The organism is Streptococcus sp. S784/96/1 (assembly GCF_902729355.1).
Taxonomy (GTDB): Bacteria; Bacillota; Bacilli; order Lactobacillales; family Streptococcaceae; genus Streptococcus; species Streptococcus caledonicus.
Genome location: NZ_CACVCC010000010.1, coordinates 36,412 through 53,745, shown reverse-complemented (window position 1 = coordinate 53,745; position 17,334 = coordinate 36,412). Strand labels below are relative to the sequence as shown.

The 17,334-nt window shown below is 36.9% G+C and carries 15 protein-coding genes; 14 read left to right on the top strand and 1 reads right to left on the bottom strand.

Features of this window, described 5'->3' with window-relative positions; translation table 11 throughout:
* Positions 1–4 precede the first annotated feature (4 nt).
* The 13 genes from rpsU to GZ996_RS05050 all read left to right on the top strand — a co-directional run bounded on the left by rpsU (position 5) and on the right by GZ996_RS05050 (position 14,683).
* A complete protein-coding gene (gene rpsU / locus GZ996_RS05110) occupies positions 5–181 on the top strand; it encodes a 30S ribosomal protein S21 (RefSeq protein ID WP_027973330.1) in 177 nt (58 codons plus the stop codon).
* A gap of 60 nt (positions 182–241) precedes the next feature.
* Positions 242–1,498 (top strand): bifunctional folylpolyglutamate synthase/dihydrofolate synthase, encoded by a 1,257-nt coding sequence (locus GZ996_RS05105; protein WP_162011490.1) that lies wholly within the window; start codon positions 242–244, stop codon positions 1,496–1,498.
* 311 nt (positions 1,499–1,809) lie between these two features.
* Positions 1,810–5,631: a GH32 C-terminal domain-containing protein gene (locus GZ996_RS05100; protein WP_162011481.1), complete on the top strand. Its 3,822-nt coding sequence runs from the start codon at positions 1,810–1,812 to the stop codon at positions 5,629–5,631.
* Between the two features lie 186 nt (positions 5,632–5,817).
* Positions 5,818–6,606: a Cof-type HAD-IIB family hydrolase gene (locus tag GZ996_RS05095; RefSeq protein ID WP_161978443.1), complete on the top strand. Its 789-nt coding sequence runs from the start codon at positions 5,818–5,820 to the stop codon at positions 6,604–6,606.
* Between the two features lie 17 nt (positions 6,607–6,623).
* Positions 6,624–7,589 (top strand): substrate-binding domain-containing protein, encoded by a 966-nt coding sequence (locus GZ996_RS05090; protein ID WP_161978442.1) that lies wholly within the window; start codon positions 6,624–6,626, stop codon positions 7,587–7,589.
* The gene (locus GZ996_RS05085) at positions 7,589–8,917 is read left to right on the top strand and encodes a sensor histidine kinase (protein ID WP_161980645.1); all 1,329 of its coding nucleotides are present in this window, start codon (positions 7,589–7,591) and stop codon (positions 8,915–8,917) included. The genes GZ996_RS05090 and GZ996_RS05085 overlap by 1 nt, the downstream gene beginning before the upstream one ends.
* On the top strand, positions 8,914–9,588 hold the full coding sequence (locus tag GZ996_RS05080; RefSeq protein ID WP_156805251.1) for a response regulator transcription factor: 675 nt from the start codon (positions 8,914–8,916) through the stop codon (positions 9,586–9,588). Before GZ996_RS05085 ends, GZ996_RS05080 begins: the two co-directional genes overlap by 4 nt.
* A complete protein-coding gene (locus tag GZ996_RS05075; protein ID WP_162011480.1) occupies positions 9,581–10,882 on the top strand; it encodes an ABC transporter substrate-binding protein in 1,302 nt (433 codons plus the stop codon). The genes GZ996_RS05080 and GZ996_RS05075 overlap by 8 nt, the downstream gene beginning before the upstream one ends.
* A gap of 753 nt (positions 10,883–11,635) precedes the next feature.
* Complete coding sequence (locus tag GZ996_RS05070; protein ID WP_156805249.1) at positions 11,636–12,067, top strand: PTS sugar transporter subunit IIA; 432 nt, start codon at positions 11,636–11,638, stop codon at positions 12,065–12,067.
* A 51-nt stretch (positions 12,068–12,118) separates the two neighbouring features.
* Positions 12,119–12,616: a PTS system mannose/fructose/N-acetylgalactosamine-transporter subunit IIB gene (locus tag GZ996_RS05065; protein WP_161978931.1), complete on the top strand. Its 498-nt coding sequence runs from the start codon at positions 12,119–12,121 to the stop codon at positions 12,614–12,616.
* A gap of 57 nt (positions 12,617–12,673) precedes the next feature.
* Positions 12,674–13,525, top strand: a complete 852-nt coding sequence (locus GZ996_RS05060; RefSeq protein WP_162011479.1) for a PTS mannose/fructose/sorbose/N-acetylgalactosamine transporter subunit IIC — start codon at positions 12,674–12,676, stop codon at positions 13,523–13,525.
* 1 nt (position 13,526) lies between these two features.
* Positions 13,527–14,360 carry a PTS system mannose/fructose/sorbose family transporter subunit IID gene (locus GZ996_RS05055; RefSeq protein WP_156805246.1) on the top strand — a complete coding sequence of 278 codons (834 nt, stop codon included), beginning with the start codon at positions 13,527–13,529 and terminating at the stop codon, positions 14,358–14,360.
* A gap of 29 nt (positions 14,361–14,389) precedes the next feature.
* The gene (locus tag GZ996_RS05050) at positions 14,390–14,683 is read left to right on the top strand and encodes a DUF202 domain-containing protein (RefSeq protein ID WP_161980825.1); all 294 of its coding nucleotides are present in this window, start codon (positions 14,390–14,392) and stop codon (positions 14,681–14,683) included.
* A gap of 357 nt (positions 14,684–15,040) precedes the next feature.
* Here the strand turns inward: GZ996_RS05050 and GZ996_RS05045 are convergent, their stop codons facing one another.
* Positions 15,041–16,207, bottom strand: a complete 1,167-nt coding sequence (locus tag GZ996_RS05045) for an IS30 family transposase (protein WP_161980824.1) — start codon at positions 16,205–16,207, stop codon at positions 15,041–15,043.
* Between the two features lie 214 nt (positions 16,208–16,421).
* Between GZ996_RS05045 and murB the strand changes: the two genes are divergently transcribed.
* A complete protein-coding gene (gene murB, locus GZ996_RS05040; protein ID WP_162011489.1) occupies positions 16,422–17,324 on the top strand; it encodes a UDP-N-acetylmuramate dehydrogenase in 903 nt (300 codons plus the stop codon).
* Positions 17,325–17,334 lie beyond the last annotated feature (10 nt).

The window sequence follows — 17,334 nt, the reverse complement described above, 5'->3', positions numbered from 1 at the left end:
ATCTATGTCAAAAACAGTCGTTCGTAAAAATGAATCTTTAGACGATGCACTTCGTCGTTTCAAACGTGCGGTTACTAAAGCTGGTACTCTTCAAGAGGCTCGTAAACGTGAGCACTATGAAAAACCATCTGTAAAACGTAAACGTAAATCCGAAGCAGCGCGTAAACGCAAAAAATTCTAATTGAATTTTAGAAGACTAGCCTAGTGCTAGTCTTTTTGCTATACTAAAACTATGAAATATATGACTTATGAAGAGACATTGGACTGGATTCACGGTCAATTAAAATTTGGAATCAAACCCGGCGTGAAACGTATGGAATGGATGCTCAATGAACTTGGCAATCCTCAGAAAAAACTTAAAGGTATTCATGTTGTAGGTACAAATGGCAAAGGTTCTACAACAAATTATCTCCAAAATATTTTTACCACAGCCGGCTATGAAGTTGGTACTTTTACTTCCCCTTACATCATGGACTTTAGAGAACGTATTTCTGTAAATGGAGAAATGATTTCTAAGGAAGATTTGGTCAAATTGGCTGAGATTATAAAACCTGTTGTCGATCGTCTTCCTCTTGAAACAGATTTAAAATCTGCAACTGAGTTTGAAATCATTACAACGATGATGTTTGTCTATTTTGGACAAATGCACCCTGTTGACATTGCGGTTATTGAAGCTGGTCTAGGTGGGCTCCACGATTCGACCAATGTGTTTACACCACTTGCAGTTGTTTGCCCCTCGATTGGTCTTGACCACCAAAACATTCTTGGCAATACGTATCGAGAAATTGCTACTCAAAAAGTTGGAGTTCTCAAAAAAGGGGTTCCTTTTATATTTGCTGAGGATAAGGCAGAAGTGTTGGAGGTTTTTAAAGAAACGTCTGAGAAACTATCATGTCCAACTTACCAATTAAATAAAGATTTTTTTGCTTTTGGGAAAAGCTCTGCTTTTGACTTTTCTTACGAAGACCTACAATTGTCAGCAGTTCGACTTGCAATGCCTGGACAACACCAAGTGGCTAACGCTAGTCTAGCTATGATGACGAGTTTCTTGTTAGCGCCAGCTTTTTCAAAAATCAATCTAGAGGTCATAAGGAAAGCTTTAGCTCAAGCACGTTGGTTGGGACGAACCGAATTGATGCGTGATAATCTCATGATTGACGGGGCTCATAATGATGAAAGTATTGCTGTTTTAGTTGATCTTTTGAAAGAAAATTATTCTGATTATCACATTCATATCCTATTTGCAGCTATTGATACAAAGCCTATTACAACGATGCTCAAACAACTTTCCCTGTTTGATAGCTTAACGGTTACGAGTTTTGACTATCCAAATAGTCTCAAATTAGAACAGTATCCAGATGAATACTCTCGGATTGAAGATTATAAATTATGGATTAACTCCGTTGCTGGTAATCTAGCTCCCAAAACTCTCTATGTGGTTACGGGATCGTTATACTTCATTAGCCAGGTAAGAGGGTATTTGCTACGAAAAGAGTAAGGTTGCTTTATAAAAAACATCTTCTATAATATACAAATGGAGTAATAATGGAATTATAACTACTGCCTCGAAGACATACTTTTTTAATTTTAATTAATATAGCAATGTGTTTTAAAACTGTGATAATCAATTAAAAGCGAGGAGAAATCCTCGTTTTTAATTTAGAACTAATATCTAGATAAGACATGACAGATGTCATCATTTTCAGTGACATCTGTCTATTGAATATAAATTTTTGGCAGTATATAATGAAAATATAGATTGAAAACGCTTCCTATATGATGGAGAGAAATTTATAAGGAGAAATAACTATGAAGTTCTTATCAGAAATGCAATGTAAAAACTGGTATATGCACAAACGTGGAAAAATTTGGGTTTATGGTTGTTCCGCTTTATTGACTGCTTTGCTACTAGCAAATTCAGTCGAGCATGTTGCAGCTGAAACAGCAGTATCTACAAACTCAGAACCACTGGTTGTCCAATCAGAACCAGAAGTTAGTGAGCCACTTGTTAAGGAAGAACCAAAGAACGAAGTTTTGGCAGAGACATCTACAACGGAATTAGCTGTTAGTACCTCTGAAGAGGCTATTTCTGAAGAAGGAGAATTAGAGACAGCACCATCTGAAACAGAGGTTAATCCTGTCAACACTGAAGAAGATAGCGAGCCCAAATTGGTAGTGACTGACACTAAAGAGCCTTCAAGGACTGCTGTAACACCAGCTACAACTGGCTATCAGACTAACCTTGAAAACTTGTCGTATGATGATGAGGTCTGGAAAGTACAAGAAGATGGACTTTATAGCAATGCTGTTGGTAAAGGGGATAACTTTCTTTATACTGAATCACAAGGGAAAAACTTTATTTTTGAAACAGATGTAACTTTCTTAAAAAATGAAGGAGCAGCCTCCTTGACTTTCCGTTCAAATAATAATCCTGATAATCTAAAAAATTATACAGTAAATTTAGATGCTAATAGTCGTAAAGCAAGACTATGGCGCTGGGCCGAAGCGAATCTTATAGATGATAAAGAAGTGACAGCTACTCCAGATAATAAATACCATTTAAAAGTAGTGGCTACGGATGAATGGTTGTCTTACTATGTTAATGATGAATTAATTGCCAATTTGAGTGACTTTACTCTTCAAAGAAATGACAAAGGGCAAACAACCTCAATCTCAGAAGGCTATTTTGGCTTGCTAAACTGGAATGGTGAGATGATTTTCCAAAATACCTTTTATACATCATTGAGGGACTCAGAACTACCATTCATTGAAGATATTGTAGTAACATCAGCAGAAGGAACTGTTGAAAACAAAGGTCAGTTTTTCCAAAAAGAAGCAACGCATATTCAATATGTGAAAAATGATGCAAAAACGGTAAATTTAGAAGTATTATCTAAGCAAGCTGGGACAACGGTAACTGTTCAAGATTCTAAGGGCGTTGTTTATAATGATTTGAAAAATATTCCACTGGAAGTAGGTGCAAATTATTTTACTGTTACAAGCCAACTCCTAACAGCGTCTGGTCAACCTGTTAATTTGACTTATCGTCTCAATGTTCACCGTCGTCAAGCAGATGAGGTGTACTACAATGAGCTTCATCGTGGCCAATTCCATTACTCTGTTAAAGATGGTTGGGCTAACGATCCAAATGGATTGGTTTACTATAATGGCACTTATCATCTCTTTTATCAGTTCCATGATGATACCAAGTGGGGACCAATGCACTGGGCACATGCAACCAGCAAAGATTTATTGGCATGGGAAGAACAGCCGATTGCGCTTTATCCAGATGCCAATGGTACTATGTTCTCAGGATCTATTGTAGTGGATGATAAAAACACCTCTGGACTTTTTGAAGAAGGAAAAGGTGGTCTCGTTGCTTTAATTACTGTAAATGGTGAAGGGCAACGTATTAAATTAGCTTATAGTACAGATGAAGGAAAGACTTGGCAAAAATCAGATAAAATTGCTGCAGATTGGTCTAATGATCCATTGAATAACCGTGATTTTCGTGACCCTAAAGTTTTTCGATGGGAAAATCAGTGGTTTATGGTAATTGCAGGCGGACCACTTCGTATTTACTCTTCAGATAATTTATCGGATTGGAAAGTTGAATCCACTTATCCAGATTTACATACGGAATGTCCAGATTTATATCCGTTAAAAGCAGATGACGGTAGCTTAAAATGGGTCCTTTCTCGTGGTGGACGCCATTATAAAGTTGGTGATTTTAAACAGGTTGATGGAGGATGGCGATTCATACCAGATTCTAGCTATGGAACCAAAGATGAAATCATGAACTTTGGTAAGGATTCTTATGCAGCGATGACTTACTATGTTCAAGACTTTGGAACAAGTTCAAATCCAACGATTCCTGAAGTTATTGAGTTAAACTGGATGAACACTTGGGATGATTATTGCAATCTTGTAGCAGATACTGTTGATCAAGATTTTAATGGTACTTTTAATCTAAATTTATCTTTGGGACTTAAAAAAGATGGTGACCGTTATGTCTTAACTCAGACACCTATTAAAGCGTACGAAAGCCTTAGAGAAGTTAGTAAGGCTATTACATATACCAATGCAACAGTTACTGAGACTAATGACTTGTTCAAAGAATTTGTTGGAGATACTTATGAAATTGTCGCTCACTTCAAACCAGGTGAAAATACAAGCCGCCTAGGTTTTAAATTACGTGTAGGTGATGATGAAGCGACAAAAGTGGTTTATGATATGGCTACTGAAATGCTTTCTATTGATAGAAGTCAATCTGGGATTATTTTGACCAATAAATTTGCTCAAATTGACCAACAAAAAGTAACTCGTCATGCAGATGGTAGTATTGATTTACATCTTTTTGTAGACCGATCAAGTGTGGAAGTATTTGCTAAAGGCAACACGGTAGCAGGAGCAAACCAAATTTTCCCTTCTCCTACTAGCCTTGGGGTAAATGTTTTCTCAGAAGGAGATAGCTCTAAGGCAGATATTGCTCTTTACCCATTGACAAGCATTTGGAAAAATAAAAAAGAGGTGACGACAGCACTTGATGTCATTGCAGCTAGTCCAAAAGTGACTCGAGTGACAGTGGGAGAGAAATTGCCTCTTAAGGCGTACATCATGCCAGCAGTCGCTTCTCAAGATTTAGCATGGACAGTGAGTGACAGTAGCATTGCTTCTTTATCTATAGAAGGTAACAAGGCTGTGTTAACAGGACTTAAAAAAGGTCAGGTTCTTGTTCGGGCAACTTCTAAAGAAAATCCATCTCTATACGAAGACTTTATGATTGATCTTTTTGAGGATAATTTTAACACCAATTTACCGGCTTTGAAAGCTGTTGGTGGTAAATGGTATATTGATGGTGAGACACTTTCTGATACTAACCAATCTGCTAACGATGCTTATATGAATACGCAAGTCTTGCCATTTAGTGAGTATAAAATGGGCGTTGACATTAAGTACACGAAAGGAATTGTTAACCTCTTTTTAGCTGCTGCAAGTAGCGATCCAGCTAATGCATATGCCGTTCAATTTGGAGATAGAAATAATGTTCGACTCTATCGTTTTTATGGGGATACTATTCAGGAAGTCCCAATGGATGTAGCAATCAATGATGGTATTTATCATCATATTGATGTTATTAAAACATTGGATACAATCAAAGTATCTGTAGATGGGAAAGAATTTCTAGTTTACAAGTTTGAATCTGTTGAAGAATCCTTTAACAAGCCATTTGTTGGTTTGGGACTTTGGGACGGACAATTAGATATTCAAAATTTCTTGGTGACTGACCTTAATTCAAAAATACAATCGAAACCTGAACTAAATGATGAACTAGATGACCAAGTAGGTTCTAAAAATCAAGAAATCACTAATAATGTAGAAGTTGATACTTCAGAACAATTCCATCCAGAAAATCTATCTCAAGACTACAACGCTGATAAAGACAGTTTATCACCTATGTTGCATATGGATAGCAGAGTGATTAATCCTGTCTCCTTTAATGAAATTAAGACAGAAGGAACTCTACCTAAAACAAATGATGGCACAGATTCTGCTTTTGGATTAGGCCTGCTTACACTTTTAGGAGCATTCCTATCAATTGTTGGTTTGAAACGTAAACAAAATCAATAATTGCTAAACTACATAACATCTCCCTCTCAAACAAATAAGGGGGGGAGATTTTATTATACAACTCACAACCCAAATGTCATTGTAATTGATATTTGGACTCTAGAAAACCTTTTCATAAAATGGTATACTATAGTCAATTAAGGATATTGGTAATTGTAAATGTAAGTGATTTTTAGGAGAAACACAATGACAATTATTTTTAGTGATATTGACGGTACATTAATCAATAAAGATCTAGTCGTAACACCTAGAACACGAAAAGTGCTGATATTGGCAGTAAAAAGTGGACATATGTTTGTACCAGTTTCAGCACGTATGCCAGAGGCCATTAAGCCACTCATATCAGATTTTTTACCAGATACACCAATTATTTCTTATAATGGTGCCTTAGTCCAAGATGCTAGTGGGAAAGTGATTGATTCGAAAGTAATGACACCGTCAGAAGCAGTTGCTATTTGTCGTTTCCTAGAAGAGCAAGTACCTGATGTGGCTTGGAATGTTTATAGTGGAAGTTATTGGTTTTCTCAAAATCGTAGTAATTTTTGGATTGCTCGTGAAGAAGATGTTGTTTCTTTAAATTCTACTGAGGTATCTCTAGAAGATATTGAAAATCTAGATGAAGTTCATAAATTACTATTAATGGGAGAACCTGAAGTTATTGTTACTCTTGAAGATAAGTTAAAACAGCTGTTTCCTCAGCTTTCCATTGCGCGCTCTTTACCATACTATATTGAAGTTATGGCTTCAGGTATTGAAAAAGGCAGAGCTGTCACCTTATTTGCTCAGCATTATGGAATTGAGATGGCTGATACGATTGCTTTTGGTGATAATTACAATGATTTAGATATGCTTAAAGCTGTAGGTAAAGGTTTTGTCATGGCTAATGGTCCTAAAGAAGTTCAAGAAATGATTGGACAAGTAACAAGTGACCACAATCATGATGGAATAGCAGAGATTTTAGAAGAGTTGTTATAGAAAGTTGAAAGTGCAGTATGAAACGAGTTAGAAAACATTGGTTAGGCGTTTTGCTATCAATTATTTTTCTTTGCTGTATTAGCAGTCTATATATTCTCTATAAATTTCAACCCTTGAATGATGAACGTGTTAAAATTGGTGCGACCTATATGACCATGAACAATGACTTCTACAAGGCCCTTCATTCTGAAATCAAGAAAGAAGTAGATGAGAGTGGAGACATCCTAATATTACGTGATCCATCTCTGAATGTTGAAAAACAAGTAGAACAGCTTGATTACTTTATCAGAGAAAATTGTGATGTCATCATTATTAATCCTGTAGACAGTAGTAGTGCTTCCATTATTGCCAAATTAAAAGAAGCCAGACATAAAGGAATTTCAGTTGTCGCTGTAGATAGTCGCCTAACAGATTCTACCATAGCAAACACGACTATTCTTTCTGATAACTATAAGGCAGGGGTGATGTGTGCTGAGAATCTTTTAGCAACAAAATCTAGTGCAGAAATCTTACTGTTAGAGCATGCAACAACTGTTTCTGGTAGTGATAGAATAAAAGGCTTTGTTGATACTTTAAGTGGTCATAAGGATTACCATATTGTAGCTTCTAAAGAAGTTAGAGGACAAACAGAACTTGCTATGCCTGCTGTACAGGAAGTTATTGACTCGGGAATTTTTTTTGATACTGTTATGGCTTTGAATGATCAAAGTGCCCTGGGAGCTTTGGCGGCAATAGAAGTTGCTAATTTAGATAACATTACTGTTTATGGTGTAGATGGTTCACCTAATGTTAAAATGCTATTAGAAACTACTGATGATGTTCAAGCGACAGTTGCCCAATCTCCCCATACTATTGGGGAGGAGGCCGCCAGAGCCAGTTATAGGTTAGCGGAGCATTTACCGTTTAGGAACAATATTGTTGTACCTGTAACTCTCGTGACTAAAGATAATATTAAAGCATTCAATATTTCTGGGTGGCAATGATGAATAGTTTACGTTATCAGAGATATGCTAAAATACTAGATGTTATTTTGGTTGTCATCAACATTCTGGCTGTTCTTTTTACTGTTTCTGTCTATCTATTTTCAACTCGATATATTATAGAGCAAGAACTGAGTCACCAACTTTTAGAAAAACTTGAAGTCATCCCTAGTTCGCCCGATACCATGTTTTGGTATACATTAGTTTTCTTTGGATTGCTATTAGTCGTTATAACCTGGCGGCATCAATTACTGGTTGCTGATTCAGATTATAGAGATTGGATGGCAGTTGTTGAAATAATGTTACTGATTATAACGATTTCATCCATGCAATTTTCATATAATGGCCTGATTTTATTAGTTTTTTCTGATATTTTTTATAGTTATACAGATTTTTACAGTATGAAAAGTCAGCGCTATTGGGCAGTATTTATTGTCATCAGTTTTGGCGTGTTATTGTTATCTAATTTTGATTTGCTATCAATTCTTATTCCGCTCCCATCTCTAGATACTTATATTAGTTTCGTTCCCTTTCAATATCAATTTATCTTATTGTTTATCAAAAATGGTTTGACAACCATCAATATGGTTGTGTTTATTCTCTCTTTAGTCATGTTTATCATGTACTCCGTTTCTGAAAATCATAAAATCGAAGAAGAACTACGGATGGCTGATCGTGCCAATAATCATTTAGAAGATTATATTGCTTTAGCAGAGAAAATGGCAGAAGATAGGGAAAGAAAACGCATTGCTAGGGAAATTCATGATACTTTGGGGCATGCTCTAACTGGAATTTCAGCTGGGATTGACGCAGTCCTAGTCTTATTAGATTTGGATAAGGAACACGCTAAAAGACAACTTATTAGTGTTTCAACTGTTGTTAGAGATGGCATCCAAGATGTTCGCCGTTCGCTAGAAAAACTCCGTCCAGGTGCTTTAGAACGAGGTAGTTTAAAAGAAGCACTTTTGAAATTGATTGAAGACTATGAGAATCTTTCTAAAATGACTATTACTCTAGATTATCATTGGCAAAAAGTTGATTTAGATACAGCAAAAGAAGATTTGATATTTAGACTCATCCAAGAATCTGTAACAAACTCACTCCGTCATGGCCATGCAGATCATGTTGAAATCGGTATGTATAGTAAAGAAAATAACTTCGTTATTACAATTAATGATGATGGTATTGGTTGTAAAAACATTAAATATGGCTATGGCTTAACCCAAATGCAAGAAAGATTAGCAGTTATAGGTGGTCAGATACAATTTGATAGCCGAAATGGCTTTCAAACGACTGTTTTTATACCAAAACGTAAAGGGGAAGAATTATGATAAAAGTCTTAGTTGCAGATGATCAAGAGCTGATTCGTGATTCTATTAGTATTGTATTGTCTGCTTATCCAGACATTGAAGTGGTAGCCACGGCAGGTGATGGTCTAGAAGTTTTAGAACATCTCAAAAAACAAGAAGTTGATGTTATTTTAATGGATATCCGAATGCCAAATATGGATGGTGTTGTTTGTACTAAATTTGTTAAACAGAATTTTCCAGATGTTAAAGTTATTATTCTGACGACTTTTGATGATGATGAATTTATTTTCAGTGCTTTGCAATATGGAGCATCAGGTTATATTTTAAAAGGAATTTCAACAAAAGATTTACACCAAGCGATACTGACGGTAAATAGTGGGAATGCAATGCTTAATCCGGATATAGCAAGTAAAGTTTTTAAATTATTTTCTCAAATTACACCACAAACTTCTAATTGTTTAAAAGTTAACGAAGAGGCAATAAAAACATTGTCAAAAGCTGAGTGGCGCATTATTCAGCAGATTGGAAATGGTTTATCGAATAAAGAAATTGCAGTGAAGTTGTATTTATCTGAGGGGACTGTTCGAAATTATTTATCGCATTGTTTGGCAAAACTTGAACTACGAGATAGAACTCAGCTTGCCATTTGGGCTGTTCAAACTGGAGTAACGACTAGAAATTACAATGATTAGATTTAAAAGACATATTAAACTTATTATTTTTCTGTGCGCTCTTATCATTGCGATACTAATTTTTGGATACCTAAAATGGACCTCTCCAAAAGTTTTATCAATTGGTATCTATGCAGGCAGTAGCTGGGATGTTCCTAGTGGTCAAGAAAATACTCTTTTGGATGATGTTATTAAACGTTTTGAAGAAGGTCATCCAAATGTAAGGGTCAAATATGAGAGTGGCATTACAAAAGAAGCTTATTCAGATTGGCTCTCAGATCGAATTGTACAAGGGAGTCAACCAGATGTTTTTATTATACCTGAGAATGACTTTAACCTTTTAGCATCTACAGGATCGCTTCTTAATTTAGAAAAAAATATTCGTCGCACAATTGATACTAGCATGTATTATACTGCTAGTATCAAAGCGGGTCAATACAGAGATGTCTCATATGCTCTTCCATTTGAGAGTAATCCAATATTAATGTGTATCAATCGTGATTTATTAGAATCTCAAGGAATTGAGATACCACAATCTGGCTGGACTACGGAAGAGTTTTTTCAGCTCTGTCAGAGATTAACCAAAGATACAGATGGAGACGGGGTCATTGATCAATTTGGTACAGTCGGTTACAGTTGGAAAAATGCGGTTGCTGCTAACGGGATATCTTTATTTCTTAATGATGGTAGTCAAGTGGATATAAATACAACTCAGATACGAGATGTTCTTACTTGGTACCATCAATTGGAAAAATTGTCAGGGAACTATACGGTTGCGCCAAGTGATTTTGATAAAGGAAAAGTTGCTTTTATGCCTATGACACTTGCTGAATACCGCACTTATAAACCTTATCCCTATCATGTTTTAAAATATTCTTCCTTTTCATGGAGTTGTATCGAAATGCCACGTAAGCCTACTGTAAAATCAACTGAAATGCAGACGTCTCTATTTGGTATTTCATCGAAAACAAAGCAACCACAATTAGCATGGGAATTTTTGAAAATGTTAAGCGCAGATGAACAAACTCAGCAAGATCTTTTCGCCCAGTCACAAGGAGCCTCAGTTTTAAAATCTGTCATGACAAGTCAGAAAAGTTCCGAAATATTACAAAACGATACTTTTGGAACATCAGCTTTATCGTCTAGAACCTTAAATCATATTTTAGAATCTGCTCAAGCTCCTCCTAATTTTCCCTCTTATAATGATTTAATCGAAAGAGCAGACTATCTAATTGGTCAATCTTTGTCAAAAGATAGCATTGACAGTGATTTAGGTGAAATTCAAGAGGAACTCAGCCGAGAGCTTCGGAACTAATAATTATAATTTCGTTTTAAAATGAGAGTGGGACAGAAGTCATGATTTCGAAGAAATTGACTTCTGTCCCACCTCCGCACAGCTCCGAAGGTCTGGAAGACCTTTGGAGGTTGGAAATAAGATGAACGACGTTCATCACATTCGTATAGGATAGCCGCTAACGATTGCGCAGTAAGGGTTTAGGACTTCCAATCAACCACTGCGTCAATCTGTTATTGCTATCAAAAAAAAAGAAGTTTGAGATATTTTTGTCCCAACCTCGTCTCAGTGTGACAATTTATTTCCTTTCGTTTCACAATGTTCCATTATTGGTATTTTTTGTAATTATTACAAGCGACGAAGTCGCCATAACTAGTACCTTCCACAGAGGTGAAAATGTCCACTAGACTTTGATACTCTGGGGAGAGACTATCAAAGTCTGTTACTGAGAAATAGAAGAGTGGTAGCAGACTCAGCTTAGAAATTAAAAATCAAAGGAGGTGTTGGTTTGCCAAAAAGGATGGAACTCTGTAGGAGGTCGCTTCTTCCCTATGTCACATTCGGCCAAGTGCTAATTACTAAATAAAATCTAAATTATTATGAAATATAAAGTCTTATTGGTAGTAAAATGTGCTTCGCTGATAAGGCTTTTTTGGTACGGTGACAAATGTCACTAAAATGTGTTACAAATGTCATTGGAAGTGATGATTTTGAACACTTTGAAAACGATGTCAAAAAGCGTAAACTAGTGTAGAAAGAAGGAGGGAATCTTTTATGAAGTATCTAATACTTGTTAGTCATGGTGACTTTGCTAAAGGACTTAAAAATTCATTGGCAATGTTTGCAGAAGATAAGATGGATTCAGTTATTGCAACTGGCTTGCAAAATGGAAAATCTGTTGATGATTTTGCAAGTGAATTCCGTCAAGCAATTTCTGCTTTAACGGCTGAAGATCAAGTTGTTGTCCTAGCAGATATTGTTGGCGGTAGTCCATTGACAACTGCTTGTGATATTTTAGAGGAAAAAGGTCTTTTGAGTTCAGCAACTATTCTTGGAGGCATGAATCTTCCAATGGCTATAACATCTGTTATGATGAAAGATGTTCTGGATGGCACTGACTTTGTTCAAGCTGTTTTGCCAGAAGCTTCAGCAGCTTTACAAGAATTTAAAATTCAATCAGAAGAATCTGATGACGACGATATTTAAGACATAAAAAAATAAAGAAGGGAAAGAATGCTGAGCATTCGAGGTAAAAAAATGGTAGTTTCATTTGTACGCATTGACGACCGTATGATTCATGGTCAAACTGTAACACGTTGGGCAAAAGAATATCCATGTGATGGATTGATTGCAGTTAATGACGCTGCAGCAAGCAACAAAGTTTTGACTCAAGCCTATAAAGGAGCTGCAGCTGATAAAAAAACTTTTGTTTGGACCGTTGATGCTTTCGGTGAAAAATCACAAAAAGTTTTAGATTCGGATACACGTTACTTTGTCATCACTAAAAACCCAATTGATATGAAGAAATTATTGGTTGATCAAGGATTTGTTCCAAGTGATGTTAAAGAAATTATTGTTGGTCCTGCTAACGATAGACCAGGAGCTATTAAACTTGGTAATAACCAATCAATCACTCCTGATGAAGCCGAAGCTATTGAGGCTATTGAAAAAGCTGGATATCGCGTAAAATTCCAATTATTACCAGATGTGTCAATTGGTTACTGGTCAGATTTTAAATCAAAATTTGGCTACTAAGTCAATACTCAACACAAGGTTAAAACATACTTTAATTTTTAGAATGGAGAAATTCTTATGACTATTTCTTGGTTTCAAGCTGCGCTCCTAGGATTGTTTGCCTGTTTAGCATCAATGCCTGGTTTGGGTGGCTCAAGTATCGGTAACTACACTTTAGGTCGTCCGCTTGTCGGAGGTCTCGTCTGTGGACTTATTCTTGGTGATGTTAAGACAGGTGTGATCTGTGGCGTTGCCATGCAATTGGTTTACATTGCCTTAGTTACTCCTGGTGGCACTGTTTCAGCAGACGTACGTGCGGTATCTTATATTGGTATCCCACTTGCAATGGTTGCCATTCATGCTCAAGGTATCAGCGCTTCATCTGAAGAAGCAGCAAACCTTGCTAAATCAATGGGGACTCTTGTAGGTACAATTGGTACTGTATTATTTTACGGAACTGCCACATTGAACTTGGCTTGGCAGCATATTGGTTGGAAAGCTGTTGAAGAAGGAAACTATAAAAAACTTTATAAAGTAGACTGGCTCTATCCTTGGATTTCACATGTAATCTTCTCATTCATCCCAACATTGATTATGTGTAAATTAGGTGCGAGTGCTGTAACTGCATTGCAAGAAGCTCTTCCTATGGATGGCATTGCAATGAAAACTCTCTTTACAGTTGGTGCACTTCTTCCATGTGTGGGGATTGCAATCTTGCTAAAACAATTGGTTGATAAAGTGACTGACTTTGTTCCATTCTTTGTTGGATTTACTTTGGCAGCATCACTTGGTCTTAACCTAGTAGCTACTGCTGTAGTATCACTTATCTTTGCACTTATTTTCTTTGAAATTGATATGGCAAAAATTAAAGCTTCATCAGCAGTAGTAGCAGGTGCTGGATTTGATGACGATGAAGAGGAGGATATCTAAGATGGCTGAAAAACGTAAAATTTCCAAAAAAACTTTAACCAAATCTTTCCACCACTGGTACTATGGTCACTTAACTTGTTTCTCTCAAGAACACATGCAAACATTTGGTTATTTGACTTCTATGCTTCCAATCGTAGAAGAATTGTATCCAAATAAAGAAGATCAAAAAGCACCAATGCAAACTTACACTGCATTCTTTAATACTGAGCCACAATTAGGGACATTGATTGTCGGAATTACAGCAGGTCTTGAAGAAGCTCGTGCAAATGGTGAATCTGTTGATGATGAAACAATCAATGGTATGCGTGCTGGTTTGATGGGGCCTGTAGCAGGTATTGGTGACTCACTTGTTGTCGGTACTTTAATTCCTGTACTATTGGGCATTGCTTTGGGACTATCCACGGATGGTTCTCCTGCTGGAGCTATTTTCTACACTGTAGTTTGGAACTTGCTTGCTTACTTTGGGATGAAATTTGCTTATTTTAAAGGTTATGAACTTGGAGATAAGGCAGTTGAATTTCTTGTTGGTGCACAAGGTCAAGCCATTCGTAAGGCGATTGGTATCATTGGTGGTATGGTTATCGGTGGTGTAGCAGCTACTTGGGTATCTGTGAAAACATCTTTCCAATTAGGTAATCCTAAAAAACCATATTTGATTCTTCAAAATCAATTAGATTCTGTGTACCCTGGTTTATTGACAGCTATCTTCATCGTTCTTTGCTGGTGGTTGATGGCTAAGAAAAACTTATCACCTATCAAAGTTATGCTTCTCTTGGTTGTCATTGCGTTTGTTGGGGTACTAGCTGGTTTCTTTAACCCTGGACTTTCTTACTAATAAAAATACAAGATTGCGAGACTAGTATAATGACTGAACAAGAATTGATTAAAGGATATGAAACTGAAATAGCCTATCAAAAACATATGATTGAAAATTTAGGACGATGGTTTAATCTATTGTTTCTAATAGCTAGTATAGGTTGTACCTTGTTCTATTTTTTCCATAAAGATTCACTGGTATGGACTATATTAAGTGGTATTTTAATCATTTTGGGTTTGTTAGGTATGCTACTCTTTGGATACGGTATTTATAAGGGACGACGCAACGTTAATCGGGTTATTGAAGACTTTGAATATAAGTTGAAATTCTGTAATTTTTAAATGATGACTCAGGTGGATAAGTTTCCTTCTGAGTTTTATATATTTTTTGATGGATATGATGGAGTAGGTGTGGTATTAGGCTTATCTGATTTAAAAATAACCATCTAGGCTAAACTCCCAAACTAACTTCCACTACCTATTAAAGTGGAAGTTAGTCTAATAAAAATCAAAAAAAACAGTAGAAATCCGTGTCAGAGTAAGTTCCACTGGTTTTTATAATGGCTGATTTCATGGCATTTTTAGGCAAATTAAGTTGGCAAAAAGGGTGCACTCCCTCATCTGAAAGCGTTTCAGATTAAGTTCCGCTAAGGTGGCAGTTAGTGTGAGACGTTTGAGTGGATTATATTAGGTTAGTTTTTAGAATTTATGTTGGAGTAATTTTGGCGACTGGCAGACGTCTTCTGCGGGAATTAAGGACACGCCAAGAAGGTTCGCTAGTTCTTCGTCATAGGTAAAGGTAAAGAGCTCATAAGCAGATTTCCCATTCAAAGCAGCGCGCTTTACGCTATTGACATGAGAACAGACTAGGTTGATATCGTCCTGAGTTAAGTGATCAAAAGACGTTCCCTTGGGTAAAATGTCGCGAATAAGCGTGTGATTTTTCTCAATCCTCCCTTTCTGGTCAGAGTGATTAGGGTCGCAAAAGAACAGTTTTAACTCGCCTCTAATATCCATTTCGATATCATCAACTTTGGCAAACTCCCCGCCATTGTCGGTTAGAATGACAGGGAAAACCTCGAAGAAATCTCTATCAGCCTCATAAAGCGTGTTCTTGATAACATAGAAGTGTTTAGCGACCTCAAGAGCGGTTTTAATGTCCAAAAGTCTAGCGAAGATAAAGTTACAGAAAGAGACATTGAAGGTGAGTAGGACTTTTCCGCCAATCCGTCCCATAACTGTGTCCATTTCTAACCAAGAAGTTAGTTGGCTATGCGTCAAATACTGTTGGAAGTCGTCATAATAACGCCCTTTTTTAGCTTCTTTAGGGATAGCAGGTAGTGTAGATTTGCGTCTTGGTTTAAATTTTACAGCTCTAGCCAAATCAATAGGCGCGATAGAAAGGTATCCTTTACGGATGTGTCGATAGACGGTTGAGGAGCTGACATCAAGGTGATGCGTTTTAAGGATGTGATAGATGTGCTGCCCCCTTTTGACACCATCGGAGATGACTTTATCCATTTCCCAGAACGTTTGAGAGTTGAGAGATGTTCCTTCTCGAGCCTCAAGGAGGATTTGTTCGTACTGTATTTGAGCCTGTTTAGCGAGGTAGAAGATTTTCTTATAGCCACAATTTAATCTTCTCTTAGGACATTCGTTATAGATAAAGGGATCTTTATAAAGGAGAGGGCAAGGAAGCCCATCACTAGTAGCAGAGCGGACTTGTCTATTATGTTTGACCTCTTTGGAAACGGTAGTAGGATCTTTTAGGGTTGTTTGTCCAATCGCTTTGAAGGTTTCACCGCGCTCTAAGCCAAGTTGGATATCATTGCGGTCCGAGAGGGTAAGGTGTTTGTGTTTTGTCATAGTAAGGCTCATTTCTAACGCAAACGTATCAGACTTAATTCCACCATAAAAATCCGTTTTAGACTAAGATCACTTCGAAAACTACAGTGGAACTTACTTTAGGAAATTACCGATAACTATCTAAAGATATTTTATCCATCCAATTGGTCGTCAAATACTCATAATTTTGATATAATAAAATCGGCCTTGTGCTGATTTTTTTAGTATGGATGAAATGATGAAAAACTTAATAAAAAAAGAATTAGATGGTATTGATGTCCGCATTGATGAGCCTTTAAGTAATTATACTTATACGAAAGTTGGTGGACCAGCAGATTTACTAGCTTTTCCTCGTTCACGATATGAATTGCAACGCTTGTTGACGTTTGCAAAAACTCATAATTTAGAATGGACTGTTTTAGGAAATGCCAGTAATTTAATTGTTCGTGATGGTGGTATCCGAGGAATAGTTATCATGTTAGAAAAAATGGCAACTATTACTGTTTCTGGATATGTTATTGAAGCAGAAGCAGGAGCTAATTTAATTGAGACAACTAAAGTTGCCAGTCGCCATAGCTTGACAGGCTTTGAGTTTGCCTGTGGTATTCCTGGATCAATAGGCGGAGCTGTTTTCATGAATGCTGGTGCCTATGGCAGTGAAATTGCCCATGTGCTAACTTCAGCTCAGCTATTGACCAAAGACGGGGAAATTATAACCTTGGAAGCTAGAGACTTAAGGTTTAGTTATCGTCATTCTGCCGTTCAAGAGTCGGGAGCAATAGTTCTATCTGCCAAATTTGCTTTAAAACCTGGAGACTACACTCAAATTACCCAAGAAATGGCACGATTGACTCACTTACGTGAGTTGAAACAGCCACTTGAATTGCCATCCTGTGGTTCTGTGTTCAAACGTCCTAACGGCTACTTTGCTGGTGCTTTAATTTCTGATGCAGGGCTTCGTGGGTACCGTATTGGTGGAGTTGAGGTGTCCACCAAGCATGCAGGATTTATGGTAAATGTTGACAAGGGGACTGCAACCGATTATGAAAATCTAATTGCTTCTGTTGTCGAAAAAGTAAAAGAACACTCGGGTGTTACACTAGAGCCAGAAGTTCGTATCATTGGCGTAGCTAAATAAATAGAGAGGA

Bases quoted from the DNA above. Each gene is read 5' to 3' on its own strand.
- rpsU (WP_027973330.1), top strand. From the start codon at position 5: ATGTCAAAAACAGTCGTTCGTAAAAATGAATCTTTAGACGATGCACTT.
- GZ996_RS05105 (WP_162011490.1), top strand. From the start codon at position 242: ATGACTTATGAAGAGACATTGGACTGGATTCACGGTCAATTAAAATTT.
- GZ996_RS05100 (WP_162011481.1), top strand. From the start codon at position 1,810: ATGAAGTTCTTATCAGAAATGCAATGTAAAAACTGGTATATGCACAAA.
- GZ996_RS05095 (WP_161978443.1), top strand. From the start codon at position 5,818: ATGACAATTATTTTTAGTGATATTGACGGTACATTAATCAATAAAGAT.
- GZ996_RS05090 (WP_161978442.1), top strand. From the start codon at position 6,624: ATGAAACGAGTTAGAAAACATTGGTTAGGCGTTTTGCTATCAATTATT.
- GZ996_RS05085 (WP_161980645.1), top strand. From the start codon at position 7,589: ATGAATAGTTTACGTTATCAGAGATATGCTAAAATACTAGATGTTATT.
- GZ996_RS05080 (WP_156805251.1), top strand. From the start codon at position 8,914: ATGATAAAAGTCTTAGTTGCAGATGATCAAGAGCTGATTCGTGATTCT.
- GZ996_RS05075 (WP_162011480.1), top strand. From the start codon at position 9,581: ATGATTAGATTTAAAAGACATATTAAACTTATTATTTTTCTGTGCGCT.
- GZ996_RS05070 (WP_156805249.1), top strand. From the start codon at position 11,636: ATGAAGTATCTAATACTTGTTAGTCATGGTGACTTTGCTAAAGGACTT.
- GZ996_RS05065 (WP_161978931.1), top strand. From the start codon at position 12,119: ATGGTAGTTTCATTTGTACGCATTGACGACCGTATGATTCATGGTCAA.
- GZ996_RS05060 (WP_162011479.1), top strand. From the start codon at position 12,674: ATGACTATTTCTTGGTTTCAAGCTGCGCTCCTAGGATTGTTTGCCTGT.
- GZ996_RS05055 (WP_156805246.1), top strand. From the start codon at position 13,527: ATGGCTGAAAAACGTAAAATTTCCAAAAAAACTTTAACCAAATCTTTC.
- GZ996_RS05050 (WP_161980825.1), top strand. From the start codon at position 14,390: ATGACTGAACAAGAATTGATTAAAGGATATGAAACTGAAATAGCCTAT.
- GZ996_RS05045 (WP_161980824.1), bottom strand. From the start codon at position 16,207: ATGACAAAACACAAACACCTTACCCTCTCGGACCGCAATGATATCCAA.
- murB (WP_162011489.1), top strand. From the start codon at position 16,422: ATGATGAAAAACTTAATAAAAAAAGAATTAGATGGTATTGATGTCCGC.